At 59.0% G+C, this 17,304-nt stretch carries 16 protein-coding genes; all 16 read left to right on the top strand.

Going from position 1 to position 17,304, the window contains the following annotated elements; all coding sequences use genetic code 11:
* Positions 1 to 115: 115 nt before the first annotated feature.
* The 16 genes from EBB56_RS02245 to EBB56_RS02320 all read left to right on the top strand — a co-directional run bounded on the left by EBB56_RS02245 (position 116) and on the right by EBB56_RS02320 (position 17,257).
* Positions 116 to 484 carry a hypothetical protein gene (locus tag EBB56_RS02245; protein WP_124802618.1) on the top strand — a complete coding sequence of 123 codons (369 nt, stop codon included), beginning with the start codon at positions 116 to 118 and terminating at the stop codon, positions 482 to 484.
* 1,050 nt (positions 485 to 1,534) lie between these two features.
* Positions 1,535 to 2,179 carry a VWA domain-containing protein gene (locus tag EBB56_RS02250; RefSeq protein WP_124802620.1) on the top strand — a complete coding sequence of 215 codons (645 nt, stop codon included), beginning with the start codon at positions 1,535 to 1,537 and terminating at the stop codon, positions 2,177 to 2,179.
* A 10-nt stretch (positions 2,180 to 2,189) separates the two neighbouring features.
* Positions 2,190 to 3,251, top strand: coding sequence for a TerY-C metal binding domain-containing protein (locus EBB56_RS02255; protein WP_124802622.1), 1,062 nt, complete (start codon positions 2,190 to 2,192; stop codon positions 3,249 to 3,251).
* Positions 3,248 to 4,852: a PP2C family serine/threonine-protein phosphatase gene (locus tag EBB56_RS02260; RefSeq protein ID WP_124802624.1), complete on the top strand. Its 1,605-nt coding sequence runs from the start codon at positions 3,248 to 3,250 to the stop codon at positions 4,850 to 4,852. The genes EBB56_RS02255 and EBB56_RS02260 overlap by 4 nt, the downstream gene beginning before the upstream one ends.
* Entirely contained in the window at positions 4,845 to 6,350 is a 1,506-nt protein-coding gene (locus EBB56_RS02265) for a helix-hairpin-helix domain-containing protein (protein ID WP_124802626.1), read from the top strand. The genes EBB56_RS02260 and EBB56_RS02265 overlap by 8 nt, the downstream gene beginning before the upstream one ends.
* 406 nt (positions 6,351 to 6,756) lie before the next feature.
* The gene (locus EBB56_RS02270) at positions 6,757 to 7,227 is read left to right on the top strand and encodes a tellurite resistance TerB family protein (protein ID WP_124802628.1); all 471 of its coding nucleotides are present in this window, start codon (positions 6,757 to 6,759) and stop codon (positions 7,225 to 7,227) included.
* A 15-nt stretch (positions 7,228 to 7,242) separates the two neighbouring features.
* Positions 7,243 to 8,241: a TerC/Alx family metal homeostasis membrane protein gene (locus tag EBB56_RS02275; RefSeq protein ID WP_045994739.1), complete on the top strand. Its 999-nt coding sequence runs from the start codon at positions 7,243 to 7,245 to the stop codon at positions 8,239 to 8,241.
* A 99-nt stretch (positions 8,242 to 8,340) separates the two neighbouring features.
* Positions 8,341 to 8,913, top strand: coding sequence for a TerD family protein (locus EBB56_RS02280; protein ID WP_290442791.1), 573 nt, complete (start codon positions 8,341 to 8,343; stop codon positions 8,911 to 8,913).
* 51 nt (positions 8,914 to 8,964) lie between these two features.
* Positions 8,965 to 9,543, top strand: a complete 579-nt coding sequence (locus EBB56_RS02285; protein WP_045994737.1) for a TerD family protein — start codon at positions 8,965 to 8,967, stop codon at positions 9,541 to 9,543.
* 226 nt (positions 9,544 to 9,769) lie between these two features.
* On the top strand, positions 9,770 to 10,963 hold the full coding sequence (locus EBB56_RS02290) for a phosphoribosyltransferase domain-containing protein (protein WP_124802630.1): 1,194 nt from the start codon (positions 9,770 to 9,772) through the stop codon (positions 10,961 to 10,963).
* Entirely contained in the window at positions 10,960 to 11,715 is a 756-nt protein-coding gene (locus tag EBB56_RS02295; protein ID WP_045994736.1) for a hypothetical protein, read from the top strand. Before EBB56_RS02290 ends, EBB56_RS02295 begins: the two co-directional genes overlap by 4 nt.
* Entirely contained in the window at positions 11,712 to 12,851 is a 1,140-nt protein-coding gene (locus tag EBB56_RS02300; RefSeq protein WP_045994735.1) for a cysteine protease StiP family protein, read from the top strand. The genes EBB56_RS02295 and EBB56_RS02300 overlap by 4 nt, the downstream gene beginning before the upstream one ends.
* Positions 12,848 to 13,735 (top strand): aldolase/citrate lyase family protein, encoded by an 888-nt coding sequence (locus tag EBB56_RS02305; RefSeq protein WP_045994734.1) that lies wholly within the window; start codon positions 12,848 to 12,850, stop codon positions 13,733 to 13,735. The genes EBB56_RS02300 and EBB56_RS02305 overlap by 4 nt, the downstream gene beginning before the upstream one ends.
* Before the next feature lie 11 nt (positions 13,736 to 13,746).
* A complete protein-coding gene (locus EBB56_RS02310; RefSeq protein ID WP_052704520.1) occupies positions 13,747 to 14,481 on the top strand; it encodes a hypothetical protein in 735 nt (244 codons plus the stop codon).
* 99 nt (positions 14,482 to 14,580) lie between these two features.
* Positions 14,581 to 15,189 carry a TerD family protein gene (locus EBB56_RS02315; RefSeq protein ID WP_045994733.1) on the top strand — a complete coding sequence of 203 codons (609 nt, stop codon included), beginning with the start codon at positions 14,581 to 14,583 and terminating at the stop codon, positions 15,187 to 15,189.
* A gap of 580 nt (positions 15,190 to 15,769) precedes the next feature.
* Positions 15,770 to 17,257, top strand: a complete 1,488-nt coding sequence (locus EBB56_RS02320) for a DUF1254 domain-containing protein (protein ID WP_083970635.1) — start codon at positions 15,770 to 15,772, stop codon at positions 17,255 to 17,257.
* Positions 17,258 to 17,304 lie beyond the last annotated feature (47 nt).

Consider the following 17,304-nt stretch of genomic DNA (forward strand, 5'->3'; position numbering starts at 1 on the left):
GGTTAATAATATTGCACATGATGATCTGTGCTCATAAAATATTTATTTAAAAGGCGGCACAATTATTATCCTGCGCAACACAAGTTATAGGTTTTGTGAAATAGAGGATTTGGGCGTGGCTAAAGGTACAGATGCGAGGTCAGATGAACTTCGAAGGATAGCTAGCTTGCAGCCACCGATGTGGTGTAGAGCGGCTGCACTGGTAGAGCGATTTATTATTCGGGGGCTTCGTTTTTCTGTGGCAGTTGGGACTTCATGTTTTTCATTTTGGTTATTTAATATTTCAATTGATACACTTGGTAAGCCATTTGCTTCACTTACTCCGCTTGGTTTGATCGGAGGATTGCTGGCCGGTTTTTGTGTAATTTTATTTGTTTGGGTTTCAATTAAAGTGGCGTTTGGAAGAAAAGGAGAATCTAGAACTGAACAAGCTTGGAGGAAGAGGCAGGCAAATGAAAGGCGCCTGCTCGGATACGAGGATTAGATAATATGGATATTGCTGTAATACGCAACTTATGATGACATCTATAGATTATATCAGGTTGTGCTGAATGGCTGCTCTTGGCCGGGAGGTGACATCATACATTCCTCTCTGTGTGGACAGTGGCATATAGCGGCTTATTGGGAATGTGATGGTATAGCCACTGGTATAAACATATTTTTCTATTCCGAAAAAATATATACAAATCAACATGTTGCTACTTATTATCAAATCCTGCAGAGGGCGCCATCGGCGCCCTGCCACCGTCTCGCTGGCCCCAATCTGCTCGCTTCGCTCCTCCACTGCCAGGGCCGGCGTTCTCCGACCGCATCCGCCTCTATCCCGCTTTTCCAGGCCCGCTCCCTCGACCAGGCCGACATCACGATACCCTCAGCCTGTCGTCTTCTTTTTATCGATGCCAGTGGGCCTCCTGACGCAATTGCTGTCCCGGGCCTATGTCGATGACGCATGAAACGGGGGTGGACCTGGATCAGGGGGAAGGTCACCCCACCTTCGCCCACGACGAGTGACGTGCCATGCACCGTCTACTTACCTTGGCGAGCCTTCCTTCTAGGGCTTGTCTGAAAAGTGCCTGCGCTCGGTAATACGGCGTTAAAAATCGGATCAAAATGCTCATTTACACCCCGTAAACTGCGCTTTCTCACCGATTTTTGCCTTGTCTAACCTTCGCTCGTCGACTTTTCGGACAGCGCCTAGCTTCCATCGAGCATTCGACTCGCCCAACCCAGGACCCAGGTCAGGTTCCGGGTTGCACCGGCTTGTCAGCATCAGACAAACCTAATAATTGCTAGAGAACCGGGCCGGGAGCTCGTCTCCACGTCGGCGGCGAGGACACGGGAAAGCGCGCCACACCCGCCTGTTCAGGTCGCTTGCTTCGACGTTCTCGAAGCCGCTGATATCTGCGACCTGTGCGGGTGGGCATCGATGCCTGTCCCGGGGTTTGGTCTCGATACCCGACCCCGCTTCCCCGCCCCTGACGAGAGCCAGATCACCGATATCGCCAAGACATGCCCCCATCACAAGAGGACTCACATGGATCGTCGACTCCCCATCTATCTGCTCATCGACTCTTCAGGCTCGATGCGCGGTGAACCCATTGAATCCGTGAACGTCGGCATCAGCGCCATGCTGTCCGCCCTGCGCCAAGATCCCTATGCCCTCGAAACGGTACATATCTCGATCATTACCTTCGACAACCAGGTGAAGGAACTGGTCCCCCTGCAGGCCCTGGAAACGGCGCACATCGATGATATCGAACTGCCTCGCTCGGGGGCGACGCACCTGGGAGAAGGTCTCCACTTCGTCTGCGATCGAATCGCCAGGGATGTCCGTACCTCGACAGACCACCAGAAGGGCGACTTTCGCCCGATGATGTTCGTCATGACCGATGGCTCACCGTCCGATCTCATGGATTTCAACAGTGCCGTCGAGCGCCTCAAGGGCGTGGAGTTCGCCCAGATCATCGCCTGCGCCGCCGGGCCAAAGGCCAGGACGCAGGAGCTGAAACGCTTCGCTACCCAGACGGTATCGCTGGAGCACATGGACAGTTCCAGCTTCGCCAACTACTTCCAGTGGGTGTCGGCTTCGATCGCGGCTTCCGCATCCGGCCAACAGCAGGACGATGACCAGGACATCGACCTGCCCCCGCCGCCCGATGAAGTCCAGGTCGTGATCTGAGGAATCGCCGATGCGTCGTCTACCGATCTATCTTGTTCTCGATGTCTCCGAATCCATGGCGGGTGACCCCCTGGCCGAACTCGGACACACGATGGAGTCCATCGTCGACTCGCTGCGCCAGGATCCCCACGCCCTGGAGTCGGTTCACCTGTCGGTCATCGCCTTCGCCGGCAAGGCCCAGCTGATCGTGCCGATGGTCGAACTGATGACGTTCTACCCGCCACGACTGCCGCTTGGCGGCGGAACAGCGCTAGGGGCGGCCCTCGACGAGCTGATGACCCGCATCGAAGTCGACGTCAAGAAGACGACCGCCGATCAGCGCGGGGACTGGGAGCCCATCGTCTACCTGTTGACCGACGGCCGTCCTACCGACAACACCGATCACGCGATAGCACGCTGGCAACGCCATTTCGCCAGCCGCGCCCACCTGATTGCCGTGACCCTGGGTCCGGCGGCGGACCTGGCGCTACTCAAGCGCCTCACCGATGACGTGGTCGCCATGGAATCCGCCAGCGCCGAGGCACTGGGACGGTTCGCAAAATGGGTCACCGCCTCCGTGGCCGCCCAGAGCCAGGCCATCGATATCGCAGAGGGGACTTCGTCGCGTCTGTCGATCGCCAAGGCAGAAGAAGCGGGAATCAACCTGATCAAGCAATCGGACGTCTCATCCTGGGCACCGATGGATGAACGGGTAGCGGTGTTCACCGGTCGATGCCACCGAACATCTCGCCCCTATCTGCTCAAGTACGCCAGTGTGGCCGTCCCCGGTGCGTTCAGCACGGGTGACTGGGACCACTTCTACGGTCTCGAAGGATGCTACCCACTGGATGAAAGCTACTTCGAGTGGTCATCTATCGTGCCTCTTCACGCGGCGCTTTCCACAAGCCAGATCGAGGGCGTTCCCCCCTGCCCCCATTGCGGTGCCCGCACCACCCTCGCCAAGTGCAGCTGTGGAAAATTGATGTGCTGCAACGGTCCCGGCGTCCAGCAATGTCCCTGGTGCGACCAGTCGGTCGAGTTCGTTGCCGAAAGCCATGGAGCCGGCTTTGATATGACCCGGGGGCTTGGATGAACGTGAAATACGATACCCCGCGACACAACGCTCGCATCATCCTCGCCACCCTGTACCCGGACCCGAATGTTCGGCCCAGACATCCCTCGCAACTGGATCGACTCGCCGAATCGCCGACGATCCAGCACCTGATCAAGCGCTTCAGGCAAGACCTCGGCGAGGCCATGCGCGCCTATGGCGAAGCCCAGTCAGCAGACGTTCGGACTTCCTTGCCGCAGGACCCGGCGGTACCCGACAAGGAGGCTGGCAGCGCTCCCCATGAGCCCGTCGACACTAGCCGTCCATCGAATACACCACAGGCGAGCGAAGAACTCCCGACGAGCATGACGCCACTCCCTGGCCATGAGCCAGCCATCACCACGCTGACGCTGAGCATACCCAACGGGCGCCTGGGTCAGCTTTACCGGGCAGACCTGACCCGCCTGTGTTCCGGCCTGCAAGCATGTGCCGAAGTAACCATGATGGAGGGGGACGATATCGGCCTGGTGCTCGAGCCTCCTGCATGCCTCAGCGGATACCCCTCCAGCACAGGCTCTCATCGCCTACGGGTACGCGGCGTGGGCCATGATGGCCAACCGCTGGTGGATGCTGTCCTGAAATTTGCCGTCATCCCCAATTCGCGTGATCTTTGGCAGAACATGCCTGCCGATCAGACCGCACCCTACGCGAAACCCGAAAGCGACATCGATCGATGCGCGTCCCACCCAGGCTGGCAGTTGACGGTGGGGTCACAACGAGGACGATCACACGCCCACCGTGGCAGTCACCGCGATGATCATGGCGTCATCACCCACCATGAAGGCGGCTGGGACCTGCTGGTCATCGGTGACGGAGCAGGCTCCTGTCACTTTTCGCGGGAAGGCAGCCGGCTGGCCACCACCCGTACCCTTGAGGTCCTTGGCGAATCACTGAACCGAGAAGGTGGCGCCCTGGAAAAGGCGCTGACCGAATGGTGGAGGTCGACGGATCGATCGACACTACCCCAGACAGCAATCACAGCGCTGAGCAGTACCGTCGTTTCCTCGATTCATGCCGGCTACCAGGCCATCGTCGAGGAAGCCGAGGCCTCCGGCCACCCCGTCAAGGCCTTCGCCACGACCCTGCTGCTGGCGGTCCATAAAGCGACCGAAGACGGTCACCTGATCATCAGCTTCGGCATCGGCGATGGCGCGGTCGCAGCGCTGACGACGCCAGATGACGTCCGTCTGATGAATACGCCCGATTGCGGTGACCACGCTGGCCAGACACGGTTCCTCGACAGGGCTCTGTTCCAGGAGGTCGATGATCTGTACCGGCGTATTCACGTTCAGGTGCTGCCTGACCTGGAGGCGCTCGTGCTGGCCACCGATGGGGTCACAGACCCGAAGTTCGACTCCGACAACGATCTGCACAATGGCCCCCTCTGGTGGTCGTTGTTCGAGGACATCAGACCGCACCTGGTGGCCCCGTCAACGACGGAGACCATGGATCCGCTACTGGAGTATCTCGATTTCTTCGTCGAGCGGCACCACGATGACCGCACGATCGCGCTGCTGCATCGTCGCGGTGGCGTCACCGACGCCGAAGCGGCATCAACCGTCGGTGGGGGACAGCATGACTGATGCCATCACCACGCTGACGGCCGCCAACGGCGAGACGATCAAGTTCCGTGACAGAATCATCGCCAGTGGCGGCATGAAGGATGTCTACGCAAGCCCGGAAAGGGACTATGTCGTGGCCTTCTACCGCAAGGCACCGGACGTGCATGCCATCGAGCGGCTCGACATGATCACCGGCCCCTACCGCGAGCGGATATTCGAAGGCGAGGCCGGGGACTACTGGAAACAACTGTTCTGCTGGCCCACCACAACGGTCCAGCATGGCGGGCGCATCGGTGTCGTGGCCCCGTTCTACCACGACCACTTTTTCTTCAAGCATGGTTCGTTCAACAACGACATGCTCAAGATTCGAGGCAAGGACAAGCAAGGCAAATGGTTTGCCTCTCCTCACCATCAGTTCAAGTTTCTGGATGCCAGAGAGCGCGGCAACTGGCTTGGCTACCTGCAGCTCTGCCTGAAACTGGCACGCGCTCTGCGACGCCTGCACGCAGCGGGCCTCGCCCACTCCGACCTCAGCTACAAGAACGTACTGCTGGCCCCCACCAGCGGCCGGGTCTGCATCATCGATGTCGATGGCCTGGTAGTCCCCGCTCGGTTTCCACCGGAGGTGGTCGGCACACCCGACTTCATCGCGCCAGAGGTCGTGATGAGCAGCTGCCTGCCGCGGGATGACCCTCGCCGCGTGCTGCCCAGCATCAGCACCGATAGCCACGCACTGGCCGTGATGATCTATAGCTTGCTGCTGCTGCGTCACCCTCTGCGTGGAAAGAAGATCCACGCCAAGGACCCGGTCGAGGACGAGCGGCTGGCCATGGGGGAAAAGGCCGTGTTCATCGAGCACCCTGTGGATAGCTCCAACCGCCTCAGCGTCGATGGGGCAAGACCCACGGAACTGCCCTGGGTGGACCCCGACAGCCTCCCCTACACCGCCACCGGCCCCTACCTCAAGGTGCTTTTCGACAGAGCCTTCATCGACGGACTGCACAACCCGGCGATGCGGCCCAGCGCGGACGAGTGGGAGTCGGCGCTGGTACGCACCGTCGACCTGATACAGCCCTGCCACAACAGCGCCTGTGAGCAGGGCTGGTTTGTCTTCGACAATGCCACGGCACCACGCTGCCCGTTCTGTGGCACGCACTACACGGGCCAATTGCCGATCATCAATCTGTACTCGAAGCGTGGCGAAAAATATCGACCGGACAACCATCGCCTGATGGTGTACTCCAACCTGAGCCTCTTTCCCTGGCACATCGACCGCACCATCACCCCGAATGAACGCCTGCCTGCGGCTCACAGGCGACGGGTCGGCTACTTCGTGCAGCACCAGGGACGCTGGTTTCTGGTGAACGAGGGCATGCCCGAGTTGAAAAATGCCGATACCGACGCCCCTTGTCCTGTCGGCGCCAGAGTCGAACTGCGTGCCAATCTCAAGCTTCTTGCCGGTACACGGCCTGGGCAGCGTCTGTTGCTGCTGCAAATGGTCGAGGGCGGCAGCGACTAGGGCTTTCCTTCACCGCCGCCTCAGACCTCCCCGCCAACGGCACGCCCCCTTGTCTACACCGGCCCCGTCGCCAAGGGGCCGCCGGGGGCCAGATGAAACGCCGCGATCAGTGTGGCTGACGCTATTGGCGTCGTCGTTTGACACCGTGTTGCCACTCGACAGATGACGATATCCAGAAACGGTCACCAGAACTCCCCTTCACAGTGATCCGAGCATGGCGTCGTCACCCAGCCCCTTTTCACCAGATTATGCCCAGTCCACAAACTTTACCCTCCCTGTAAAAAATGATCTCGATCATTCCTTGTCACCGACCTACCGAAATAGATTAGTCGACACTTATCGATAAAAGTCACGATGGGATACGCTGAGACAGGAATAAAAAACCACGAAAAAAACGGAGACAAACATGCTGAGCAGCTTCCTTGAAAAGACCAAGAAAGGGTTAAACGACCTTGCAACAAATGCAAAAAAATATCGCAATGCTGATTTTCTCGAATCGGCAATGGCCGCAAGTGCGATGATTACCGTTGCCGACGGAAGCATCACTCGGGAAGAGAAGGAAAAGGCGTTCAACTTTGTCAAAAACCTGGAAGCCCTTCAGATCTTCGATCCGATTGAGGTAGGAAAATGTTTCAAGAAGCATCTGGATCGCCTTGACCCGGACAACCCTGGCACCGACGTCGATATCGCGAGCATAACCTCAATGCAAATCATTGGAAAGATAAAGAAAAATGATGCACAAGCACGAATGGTGCTTCGCCTGGCTATCGCTATTGGCGGGGCCGACGGCAACTTCGATGACCAAGAGAAGGCCAAGGCATCACAGATCGCCAAGGAGTTGGGACTCTCCCCGTCAGAGTTTGACCTGCCCTCTTGATAAAGGAATGTCCCCATGGATTTTGGATTCCCCTCCGAGGCCGTAGTAATTCTGGGGGTAACCGTCGTCTCTTCGGTATGGCTAGATCTTTTTTCTCACCGAAACAGCGAAGAGGTCACCTTGAAGAATGCGACCGCCTGGTCCGTCTTCTGGATATCCCTGGCGTTAGCGTTCTACGGCTATCTTCATTTTAGATACTCCGAAGAGTTTGCCAGCCTCTTCCTGTCGGGATACGTGCTCGAGAAAGCGCTGTCGATAGACAATATGATGGTGTTCGTTGCCATCTTTTCCAGCTTCGGCATCAAGGGGATCTTGCAGCACCGTATCCTCTACTACGGCATCGTTGGTGCGCTGGTATTTCGTGCCGCCTTTGTTGCGGCCGGCACCGCTGTCTTTGGACTCTCCCACTGGATCGAACTATTGTTCGCCGCCATCGTCCTGTGGACGGGCATCAAGATGTTCAACGGCAGCGAGGATAACGATGAAACCGTCGACTATTCAAACCACTGGTCGGTGCGGTTGACCAAGAAGCTGCTGCCCGTCTTGCCCCGCCTGGTGGAAAACAAGTTCCTTGTGAAACGCTCAATAGCCGATGACGTTGCTAAAAAGGAAGGGTTTTCACTTCCTAGAAGCGCACCCTTATATGCGACACCTTTATTACTGTGTCTTCTTTGCATCGAAGTCTCGGACATCATCTTCAGCTTCGATAGCGTCCCGGCGATTATCGCAGTAACGAAGGAGCCATTCCTGGTCTATTCGGCTGTCATCTTCGCCATACTCGGACTCAGGAACCTTTACTTCATGCTGGCAGCTGCAGCGAAGTACCTGATCCACCTGGAGAAGGCCGTCGCACTCGTGCTGGTATTCATCGCTATCAAGCTCGGCAGCTCCGCCTTGGGTCTGTATCACATCCATCATGAGGTAAGTCTTATCGTGGTGCTTGGCCTTATTGCGCTTGGCGTGGTTGCAAGCCTTCTATTTCCCGAGAAGGAACAACATGCCTCTGATCCATAAGTCAGCCGATGCCTCCATTGAGGGGGCACTGGAAAGCCACTCAAGACTTTCCAGCGCCTCTTTACTGAGCGCTGCCACCAGCCAAGGAGAAGGCAAATCATGATTGATCTGAGTAAAGGTAGCCGCATCAACCTGTCAAAAGAAGCCCCCGGCGCCACCAAGTTTATTCTCGGCATGGGGTGGGACGCGCGCAAGACCGATGGTACCGACTTTGACCTGGATGCCTCGGCCCTGCTACTGGACGCCAGCGAGAAACCGGTCGGCGGGCCGAAGTCACTGGTGTTCTATGGACAGCAAACATCACCGTGTGGCGGTGTCGCATCCTCTGGGGACAACCTTACCGGGGAAGGAGACGGTGATGATGAAAGCATTATTGTCGATACCACTGCCATAGATAGCAACATCGAAAAAATCATTCTTCTGGTAACCATCCATGAAGCCGAAAGTCGTGGACAGAACTTCGGCATGGTCAGCAACGCCTATGTCCGCATCCTTCAGGATGGCAGTGAGGATGTCATCGCACGGTATGACCTTTCCGAAGACTACTCTACCGAGACGGCTGTCATCTTCGGCGAGCTTTACAAGAAAGATGGTGACTGGCGCTTCGCGGCAAAGGGAGATGGCTTCGCAGGAGGACTGGCTGCATTCCTCAAGGAATACGGACTTCAGTAACACCTCTTCCACTAGCCGACAAAAGAGCGAAAGCCACTAACGGAGGTCATCATGGCAATCTCACTTTCCAAAGGCGCCAACATCTCGTTGACCAAGGAAGCGCCTGGCATCAAGAAAATTCGGGTTGGCCTTGGCTGGGATGCTCGCATCACTACCGGGCATGACTTCGACCTGGATGCCAGCGTGTTCCTGGTTGATAAAAACGGAAAATGCCGTAACGAGAAAGATTTCATCTTCTACAACAACCTCAAATCTGCTGACGGGTCTGTCGAACACACTGGAGACAACACCACAGGCGACGGTGAAGGCGACGATGAAACCATCGTCATCGACCTGCCTCTTGTCCCTCGCGACATTGATCGCATTGCTATCACCGTCACCATCCATGAGTCAAAGAGCCGTGGGCAGAGTTTTGGACAGGTGGAGAATGCCTTTGCCCGGGTGGTGAACGCGGAAAACAACCAGGAAGTGGCTCGTTACGACTTGTCAGAGGATTACAGCACCGAAGACGCCATGATCTTCTGTGAACTGTATCGTCACGGCGAAGAGTGGAAGTTCCGCGCCATTGGCCAGGGCTTCGACGGCGGTCTGGCTGACCTTGTCAGCAAGTATGGCCTCAACGCTGCCTGAGGCTTGGCGGCCATGAGTCTGCATCGGGCATTACGACATGATGGATCGGCTCAATAGGTGCTCTTGCATCTGGTGAACTCAGGCTAGCTGCCGATCTTCTCATTGTCGCTTCATTGCTTGCAGACGTTTGGCCCCCAGCCAAAGCCCGAAACTGAGCAGCTACGGTGGGGCTTTTCGCCCCACCTTCATCCATCAAGCGTCCAGGAAAGCGCCAGATCCCGTCTTCATGGGCTTACCCTCGCTTGCACCAACGATAGGGGATTCCGTGCCTATCACGCAGCATAGTGCCACCATCTGTGCCGGCACTCTCGAGCTGACCCTCCACGAGCAGGGAGAGAGGCTGGAGGAACTGCTGGCCTTCGGCTCGCGCCTCAATCCGCGCCGTGGCTATCTGTTTATCTCCAGGGTTCTGGGCAAGCATGTCCCCGTCCGCCCGAGCGCGATGGATAGCATTCACGCAGAATTGGCGTCCGCGATCCAGCTGCTGGGGTCGACCGCCTATGTCGTAGGCATGGCGGAAACCGCCATCGGCCTCGGTGCCGGGGTTAGCCGTCACCTCGCCGCTACCCATGACGACAGCGTCTTCCATCACACCACACGTTTCACCGTCGCGACGCCCTGGATCCGTATCAGGGAGGCCCATTCCCATGCAGATACCATGCACCTGGCGAAGCTTGGCGTGGAGGCTCAAGCTGCGGTCAGCGAGGTGCAGGATCTGGTATTGGTCGACGATGAGATCACGACCGGTAGAACGCTGGCCCAGTTGGCAAGGGCGCTGATGATTCAACCCGAGCTTGCTCGGGTGAAGCGGCTCCATATCGTCTCTCTGGTGAGCTGGCTTTCGCCGACCGCTCGACAGGCGCTTCTCGATCAACTGCCTGAGATGCTGGAGGTACGCTTCGTCCAGTTGATGGCGGGAGAATTCACGTTCCACCCCCGCCCTGACTTTGCTCCATCCCTGCCCGACGACGTTGACACTGACTTCTCCCAGGCGATTGCGCATCGCCAACATCGACCGCTGCCGATCGAGAACGAAGGCCTCTACGGCAAGGTCATGAGCTCTCGCCAGCAGCCCCCGCAGGCATTGCTAGAGGCTATCGATATCACCCCCGACGTGCCTGTCGTGGTGTTCGGCATGGGTGAATATCTTGACGCCCCCTTTCGCCTGGCGCTTCAGCTGGAGCAGCGTGGACAAGAAGTGCTGTTTCAAAGCTCGACACGTTCGCCCATTGCCGTGGCCGACGCGGTGGCGTCCCGGATCGAGCACGCGGCGCCGGATGCCGGAGGCAAAAGGCACTACCTCTATAACGCTCCGGCTCGACACCTGCCACTGGCCTTTGACGGTATCGGATGGATCGACCTTAGCCGTGAACTGGAAGCCAACCATCTCCAATCCTTCAGCCGACAGGCCTGTCCATGACCAACCGCCTGATCGTTCTCAGCGACCTCGACGATACCTGGTTCAGCACCCATCGCGCAGAGCCCACCGAGGACAAGCGACTCCATCTTGCTGCAGTCGATCGCCAGGGAGCCCCCCTCTGCTTCCAGACAGCCCAGCAAAATGCGCTGTGGAAGCTGATCGAACGCACCGCCGATATCATCATTCCGGTGACCGGCCGCACCAGCTACGCGGTCGAACGAGTGACATTGCTGGCGCGAGGCGGCTACACCATCGCTAGCCACGGTGCCCTGGTGACACTGGATGGCACTATCGTCCCGGCCTGGGCAGAGCATCTGGCACCTCACCTGGATGAGGCCAAGACGGCCCTTGAACAGGCCAGAAATCATCTCGAACCGCTCGTCGCCAGACTCGCGCCAGGTGGAGACATCCATCTGCGCGTCCTGCATGACCTCGATGTTCCCGTCTATCTCTCCGTCAAGTCTTGCGCTGAACTGCCAGAGCGCCTTGTCGCGGCGCTTCGCGAGGCCTCCGCTCGGTTTGGACTGAGACTCCACGCCAACGCACGCAATGCAGCCTTGCGCCCTCACTACACCTGCAAGGCCAGCGCCGCCAGGTTTGTCCTCGAACAGCTGCTGGAACGCCACCCTGAAGACACTGTGCTCACCTTCGGTGACAGCCTGTCCGACATCGACTTCATGGGGACTGGCGACATGGCCGTGGCGCCGACCAACAGCCAGATCTGGCGCCAATTGCAGGAGTTTGCCCAATGACCTCGATGATCGGCCTTACTCCCATCCACGGATCCTACTGTCCCGACGACTGCCAGTTCCTGCTGACCCCGATCAGCCCACGATTTCTGTCCATCGAGGAGAAGGAAAGGCGAATTCAGACGGGACAAGCCCACTACAGCGAGATGATCCATCGCGAGGCGGCGCCCAGCGCTCGGTATCTGAGTCTCTTCGACGCCCTGAGTGACCGCTACGCCCAGCGTCTGGCCCAGGAAGTCTGCTCGCTCGCTGGCCGTCTGCTGGCCGACATCGGCCACAGTCAGGCACCGATCGGACTGGTCAGCCTCGCTCGGGCCGGGACGCCGGTGGGCGCACTGCTTCGGCGCGCCCTGGTGGGGCAGGGGCAACAGCCCTGCGAGCACTACAGTATTTCCATTATTCGCGACCGTGGCATCGACACCCAGGCACTGGACTATATTCTCGACACCGTCGGCCTGGCACCAGAGCGGCTGGTCTTCATCGATGCCTGGACCGCCAAAGGCGTCATCACGCGGGAGCTGCGTGCCAGTCTGGCGCGCTACAACGCTGAACGCAAAGCGGCTGGCAAGTCGCCGGTCCCGGTGCGCCTGGCCGTCATCTCGGACATCGGAGGCACCGCCGACTACTCGGCCACCTTCGACGACTACGCCATTCCTTCCGGCGTACTCAACGCGACCGTCTCGGGTCTCGTCTCCCGCTCGGTGGTCAATGACCAGGTGCCCGCCGGCGCCTTCCACGGCTGCGTGATCCATGATGACCTGGCCGAACACGACCGCTCTCATGCCTTTCTGGATCAGGTTTCAACGCACTTCACCGGCCTCGATAGCTCCCTTTCCCGCGCCACCGCCACCGCCGAGCGTGCCCGCCAGCGGCAATCGATGCTGACGATGCTGGATACCCTGGCCCGGGACTATCAGGTCAGTGACATCAATCACATCAAACCCGGCATTGCCGAGGCCACGCGCGTCATGCTGCGTCGCGTACCGGCCCTGCTGCTGGTGCGAGACAAGCGCCATCCTGATGTGGAACACCTGTTGCTGCTGGCTGGTGAGAAGGCCGTTGCGGTTGTGGAGCGTCCGGACATGCCCTTCCACGCCTGCTCGATCATCAAGACCCTGACCGCCGAGGCACGCCCATGAGCGTCTCCCGAGTCTACGCCGCGCTGGGCGCCTCGCTGTATGTTCCGGCAACCCATCCGCGTCTCGACCATATCCTTGCCCACGGCTGCCACGGGGCACGCTCGATCATCTTCTGCACCGAGGATGCGGTGGCACCCGATGCAGTCGCCTGGGCCGTGCAGCGCCTGATCAAGGCACTCAAGAGCACACCGAGAGATACCCGACATCTGCGATTCGTCAGGCCACGCTCGCCTTTGGTGCTACGCCAACTGGTCGAGTCAGCGGGAGCGCTGGACGCCCTGGACGGTATCGTGGTGCCGAAGTTCGACAGCCACAGCGCGGCGCGCTGGAAGTCGGTCCTCGACAGCGCCCCACAGTTGCCACTGATGCCCACTCTTGAGACAACCGCGCTGTTTCGCGATGCGACGGCGGATGCCATCGGCGAGTCTCTGGATGAACTGCGCAATCCCGTCATCACACTGCGCATCGGCGCCAACGATCTTCTGGGCACGCTCGGCATCAAGCGCGAACCGGGCATGACGATCTACGACACACCGCTACGCTCGACACTGGAGCGCATCGTGACCCTGTTCCGACCGGCCGGCTACGAGATAGCGGCGCCGGTCTGTGACCTGATCGGCGAGCCGGAGACACTGGCCCGTGAGGTCGCTCAGGACATCGCCTGGGGATTCTACGCCAAGACCTGCATCCACCCATCGCAGATCGATGTCATCGAGGCCCACCTGAAGCAGGCCATCCAGCGACAGCGCCAACAGGCCAACCAACTCCTGACACGTGGAGACGCCGTCTTCCAGGACAACGGGCAAATGCTCGAGCAGACCTGCCATGGCTCCTGGGCGCAGCGAATCCATTCCCTGCAAGCCGAGTATCAACATCAACAGTAAGGAAGCTGACGATGATCAACCTCAACAAAGTCGACGAAACCGCCACGATCGATCTCTCCAAGGGCACCACCGACCTGGTCGTCAAGGCCCAGTGGGTAGACAACGGCGATGCCTCAAGTGACAACGATGATCTGGACCTTCGCTGTTCGATTCTCTTTCCAGACGGGCAGATGTATCTGGTCGATGCCGAGTACCGCTGCGCGCTCGACCAGGCGCCTTATGCCCATCACCACGGCGATGTTCAGAATGCCAGCCAGGAAATGCCGGGAGAGGAAGTCATCACGGTAGCCAAGGACATCGCCAGGAGGGCCGGTGGGCCAGTGGCCATGGTGTTCAGCGTCTATTCGGCGCTTGGCAACGGCGCCGTCTCGGTCGCATCGCTGAAGCCTCAAATGAAAATGAGCTGCGGCACGGATGTCGTCGTCTGCTCCTACGACTTCTCCAAGGATATAAGCGCAGCCAACCCCAACATCTACACCTACGTCATCGGCTACGCCATCGTCACGGAGTCCGAGGTAATCCTCGCTCCATCTGGAAAGACCTCACGACCAGGTGAAGAAGAAACCGCCTGGATTTCCTGGCACGGAAGCTCAGTCGATGTTGATGTCAACGGCCCAGCGGTCTTCAAGGGAAAGCAGGCGTCAAAGGGCCCCTCTTACAACCGCCAGCGAAACATCACCAAGACGTTCGCCAATGTCGACCAGGCGAAGCTACAAAAGAAAGGCCTCTTCGGGCTCTTCGGCTAAAGGTGCAGCGTCATCACCTCTCGTCCTTGTCTCGGCCTATTTCAACCGGCCGATATCGTTTCGCAAGAGCCTAAATAGACATCACCAGGAAAATCTCATATGAGCATCAATCTCTCCAAGGGGCAGCGCATCAGTCTTGAAAAGGATGGCAGCTCCCTTTCCCGTATCGAAATCGGTGTAAACTGGGGCGCCATCAAAAAGACAACCAAAGGCTTTTTTGGCGGCGAAAAAACAAGGAATGTAGACGTTGACCTCGACGCCTCGGTAGGGCTTTTCGATGAGTCAGGCGAGGTCGTCGATATCGTCTATTTCGGTCAGCTGAAATCCAGGTGTGGAGCCATCCACCATAGCGGTGACGACCTGACCGGCGATATCGGCGGTGACGACGGCCGCGACAACGAGGTCATCTCTATCGACCTCAATCGGATCCCTGCCAACATCACCAGACTCGGCCTTGTCCTGAACTCATTTCGAAAGCAGGATTTCGCCGACATCCCTTATGCCAACATTCGTATTCATGACGGCAGTGGTTCGGTCTTTGGCACCTTCGATGTCGCCAATGACGCCAGCTTTTCGGGCAAGATCAGCATGATCATGGCCAGCGTCTACCGCCACGGTGAGAGCTGGAAGTTCCGCTCGATCGGTGAAGCGGTGGACGACAGGGACCTCAAGTCCACCCTCGTCACCTTCTCCCGGAAATTTGCCTGACCCCATCGGGTGTGAGCGGTCGCCTGGCGGCCGCTCACCATGACAACAGCCATCCCCATCTTCATTTCATGCCCGCCGCCAAGTAGCCACCTTCCCCCTGGGATCATCCGTCTGGAACATCGGACCTGGGCATGTCTGCCAACACCATAAACGGCGTGCCCCCGGACGCAAACAGGCCACGGCTCTCTTCCTGCCAGCCATCCCTGGTGTTTGCCCCAGCCATGCCTCGTCCGCTCCCTGACAGCTACGACTCGAAACGACACCAGGCAAGCCTGGATCCTGTCACATAGAAAGTATGCAGAATCACCATCAGCCCGAAGGTGGCTTAGTGGCGGGATCTCGGGCTCTGTGCCAGCTTTCTAAATCAGAAATATTTTGAAGACGATTCTCGAGCGGTGGCGAATCAGGCGCCGCGCCGGGCGGGCTTTGTTGCGTCCTGTCGATGCGCAGGGCCCCCACACGAGACTCGGACGCAACCAGGCACGACCGGATCGATAGCACGACGGCGCGGATTAGCGCGATGGAGGCGAACTCCGCCCGGCTCAGACCACCATCGATAACAGAAAGGGAGTTCGGGAAGATGCTTCGTCACATGACCACGGCCACCGTCGCCGGGGCGCTGCTCTGCGCTTCGGGGCTTGCGCAGGCGGCCGTTCCACTCGATCAGGCAACCCTCAAGGGCGACGAGGTGATCGAGACGCCCGCCGGCGAGATCGAACTGCAGGACAGCTACTTCGATGAACAGGCGTCGCAGCGACTGTTCGATACCATGGACGTACAACGGGCCGCCCAGGCCTATATCTGGTCGACGCCGCTGGTCAGCACGACGACCTGGCGGGACAACCAGGGCGAAGCCTTCGGTACCGATGAACCCGGTGCCTTTGCCGTCCTCGAGACGCTCAAGGAAAAACGCGGCATCGTCACCGCCAACCTGACGACCCCCTACATCTTCAACTTCACCGATCTTTCCGATGGACCGGTGCAGATCGACTACCCGCCCGGCCAGACCGCCGGCGGGGTGCTCGACATGTGGATGCGCCCGGTATTCGACCTCGGCCTGACCGGCCCCGACAAGGGCGAAGGCGCCACCTACATCGTGGTCGGCCCCGGTGACGATCCCGACGACTACAGCGAGGAAGATGCCCACGTCTACCAGAGCGAGACGAACAACGTGCTGGTGGGCATCCGTATCCTCGATCCCGACCCGGCCTACTACGACACCTATGTGTCCCAATACCAGATGGGGCCTGTGGGTGACACCTCGCCCAGCACCTTCGTCAAGGGCAAGGACGTCGAGTGGAGCGCCACCGCCCCACGGGGCCTCGCCTACTGGGCAAAGCTCGCCTCGATCATCGACGAAGAGCCGGTGCGCGAGATCGACAAGGCGTGGATGGCGATGCTCGCGCCGCTCGGCATCATCAAGGGCGAGGCCTTTGCACCGGACGAGCGCCAGCGAGAGATCCTGCTGCAGGGCGCGGCCCTGGGTGAGCTGATGACCCGCAACCTGCAGGTGAATCCGCGCTATGCGGATGTCTGGTGGGAGGGCACCTCCTGGTACAAGAGCTTCGACTTCGTCGTCGCCCAGGCCACCGATACGCTGCAGCAGATCGACGAACGTGCGACCTGGTTCTACGAGGCGGTCGGCTCCAGCGAGGGCATGGTCAACCCGACGCCCGGCGCGGGACAGGTCTACATGACCACCAAGCGTGACGCCAACGGCGACATGCTGCGCGCCGATCGCAACTACGTGCTGCATGTCCCGGCGGAGGTCCCGGTGGAGCAGTTCTGGTCGCTGACGCTCTACAGCGAAGACACTCGCCGCCCCTATGACAACGGAGGAACGGAGATTTCCGATGTCAGCCTCGACAGCCGCATGGAACAGCTCCAGTACAACGAAGACGGCTCCATCGATCTCTACATCGGTCCGGATGCCCCGGACGGCCTGGAAAGCAACCACATGAAGACGGTCGAGGATGACGGCTGGTTCGTGTACTTCCGCCTCTACGCACCAGGCCAGGCCTTCTTCGACAAGTCCTTCTCACTCCCGGACTTTGAACTCGTCGAGTAATCCCCTGTTCGACCCGCCGCCCTTGCCGGCGGGTCGCCCCTTTTTCA

The organism is Halomonas sp. YLB-10 (assembly GCF_003856855.1).
Taxonomy (GTDB): domain Bacteria; phylum Pseudomonadota; class Gammaproteobacteria; order Pseudomonadales; family Halomonadaceae; genus Halomonas; species Halomonas litopenaei.

What these genes read in the sequence shown, in the direction of transcription:
- EBB56_RS02250 (WP_124802620.1), top strand. Translation starts at nt 1,535, where the DNA reads ATGGATCGTCGACTCCCCATCTATCTGCTCATCGACTCTTCAGGCTCG.
- EBB56_RS02255 (WP_124802622.1), top strand. Translation starts at nt 2,190, where the DNA reads ATGCGTCGTCTACCGATCTATCTTGTTCTCGATGTCTCCGAATCCATG.
- EBB56_RS02260 (WP_124802624.1), top strand. Translation starts at nt 3,248, where the DNA reads ATGAACGTGAAATACGATACCCCGCGACACAACGCTCGCATCATCCTC.
- EBB56_RS02265 (WP_124802626.1), top strand. Translation starts at nt 4,845, where the DNA reads ATGACTGATGCCATCACCACGCTGACGGCCGCCAACGGCGAGACGATC.
- EBB56_RS02270 (WP_124802628.1), top strand. Translation starts at nt 6,757, where the DNA reads ATGCTGAGCAGCTTCCTTGAAAAGACCAAGAAAGGGTTAAACGACCTT.
- EBB56_RS02275 (WP_045994739.1), top strand. Translation starts at nt 7,243, where the DNA reads ATGGATTTTGGATTCCCCTCCGAGGCCGTAGTAATTCTGGGGGTAACC.
- EBB56_RS02280 (WP_290442791.1), top strand. Translation starts at nt 8,341, where the DNA reads ATGATTGATCTGAGTAAAGGTAGCCGCATCAACCTGTCAAAAGAAGCC.
- EBB56_RS02285 (WP_045994737.1), top strand. Translation starts at nt 8,965, where the DNA reads ATGGCAATCTCACTTTCCAAAGGCGCCAACATCTCGTTGACCAAGGAA.
- EBB56_RS02290 (WP_124802630.1), top strand. Translation starts at nt 9,770, where the DNA reads ATGGGCTTACCCTCGCTTGCACCAACGATAGGGGATTCCGTGCCTATC.
- EBB56_RS02295 (WP_045994736.1), top strand. Translation starts at nt 10,960, where the DNA reads ATGACCAACCGCCTGATCGTTCTCAGCGACCTCGACGATACCTGGTTC.
- EBB56_RS02300 (WP_045994735.1), top strand. Translation starts at nt 11,712, where the DNA reads ATGACCTCGATGATCGGCCTTACTCCCATCCACGGATCCTACTGTCCC.
- EBB56_RS02305 (WP_045994734.1), top strand. Translation starts at nt 12,848, where the DNA reads ATGAGCGTCTCCCGAGTCTACGCCGCGCTGGGCGCCTCGCTGTATGTT.
- EBB56_RS02310 (WP_052704520.1), top strand. Translation starts at nt 13,747, where the DNA reads ATGATCAACCTCAACAAAGTCGACGAAACCGCCACGATCGATCTCTCC.
- EBB56_RS02315 (WP_045994733.1), top strand. Translation starts at nt 14,581, where the DNA reads ATGAGCATCAATCTCTCCAAGGGGCAGCGCATCAGTCTTGAAAAGGAT.
- EBB56_RS02320 (WP_083970635.1), top strand. Translation starts at nt 15,770, where the DNA reads ATGCTTCGTCACATGACCACGGCCACCGTCGCCGGGGCGCTGCTCTGC.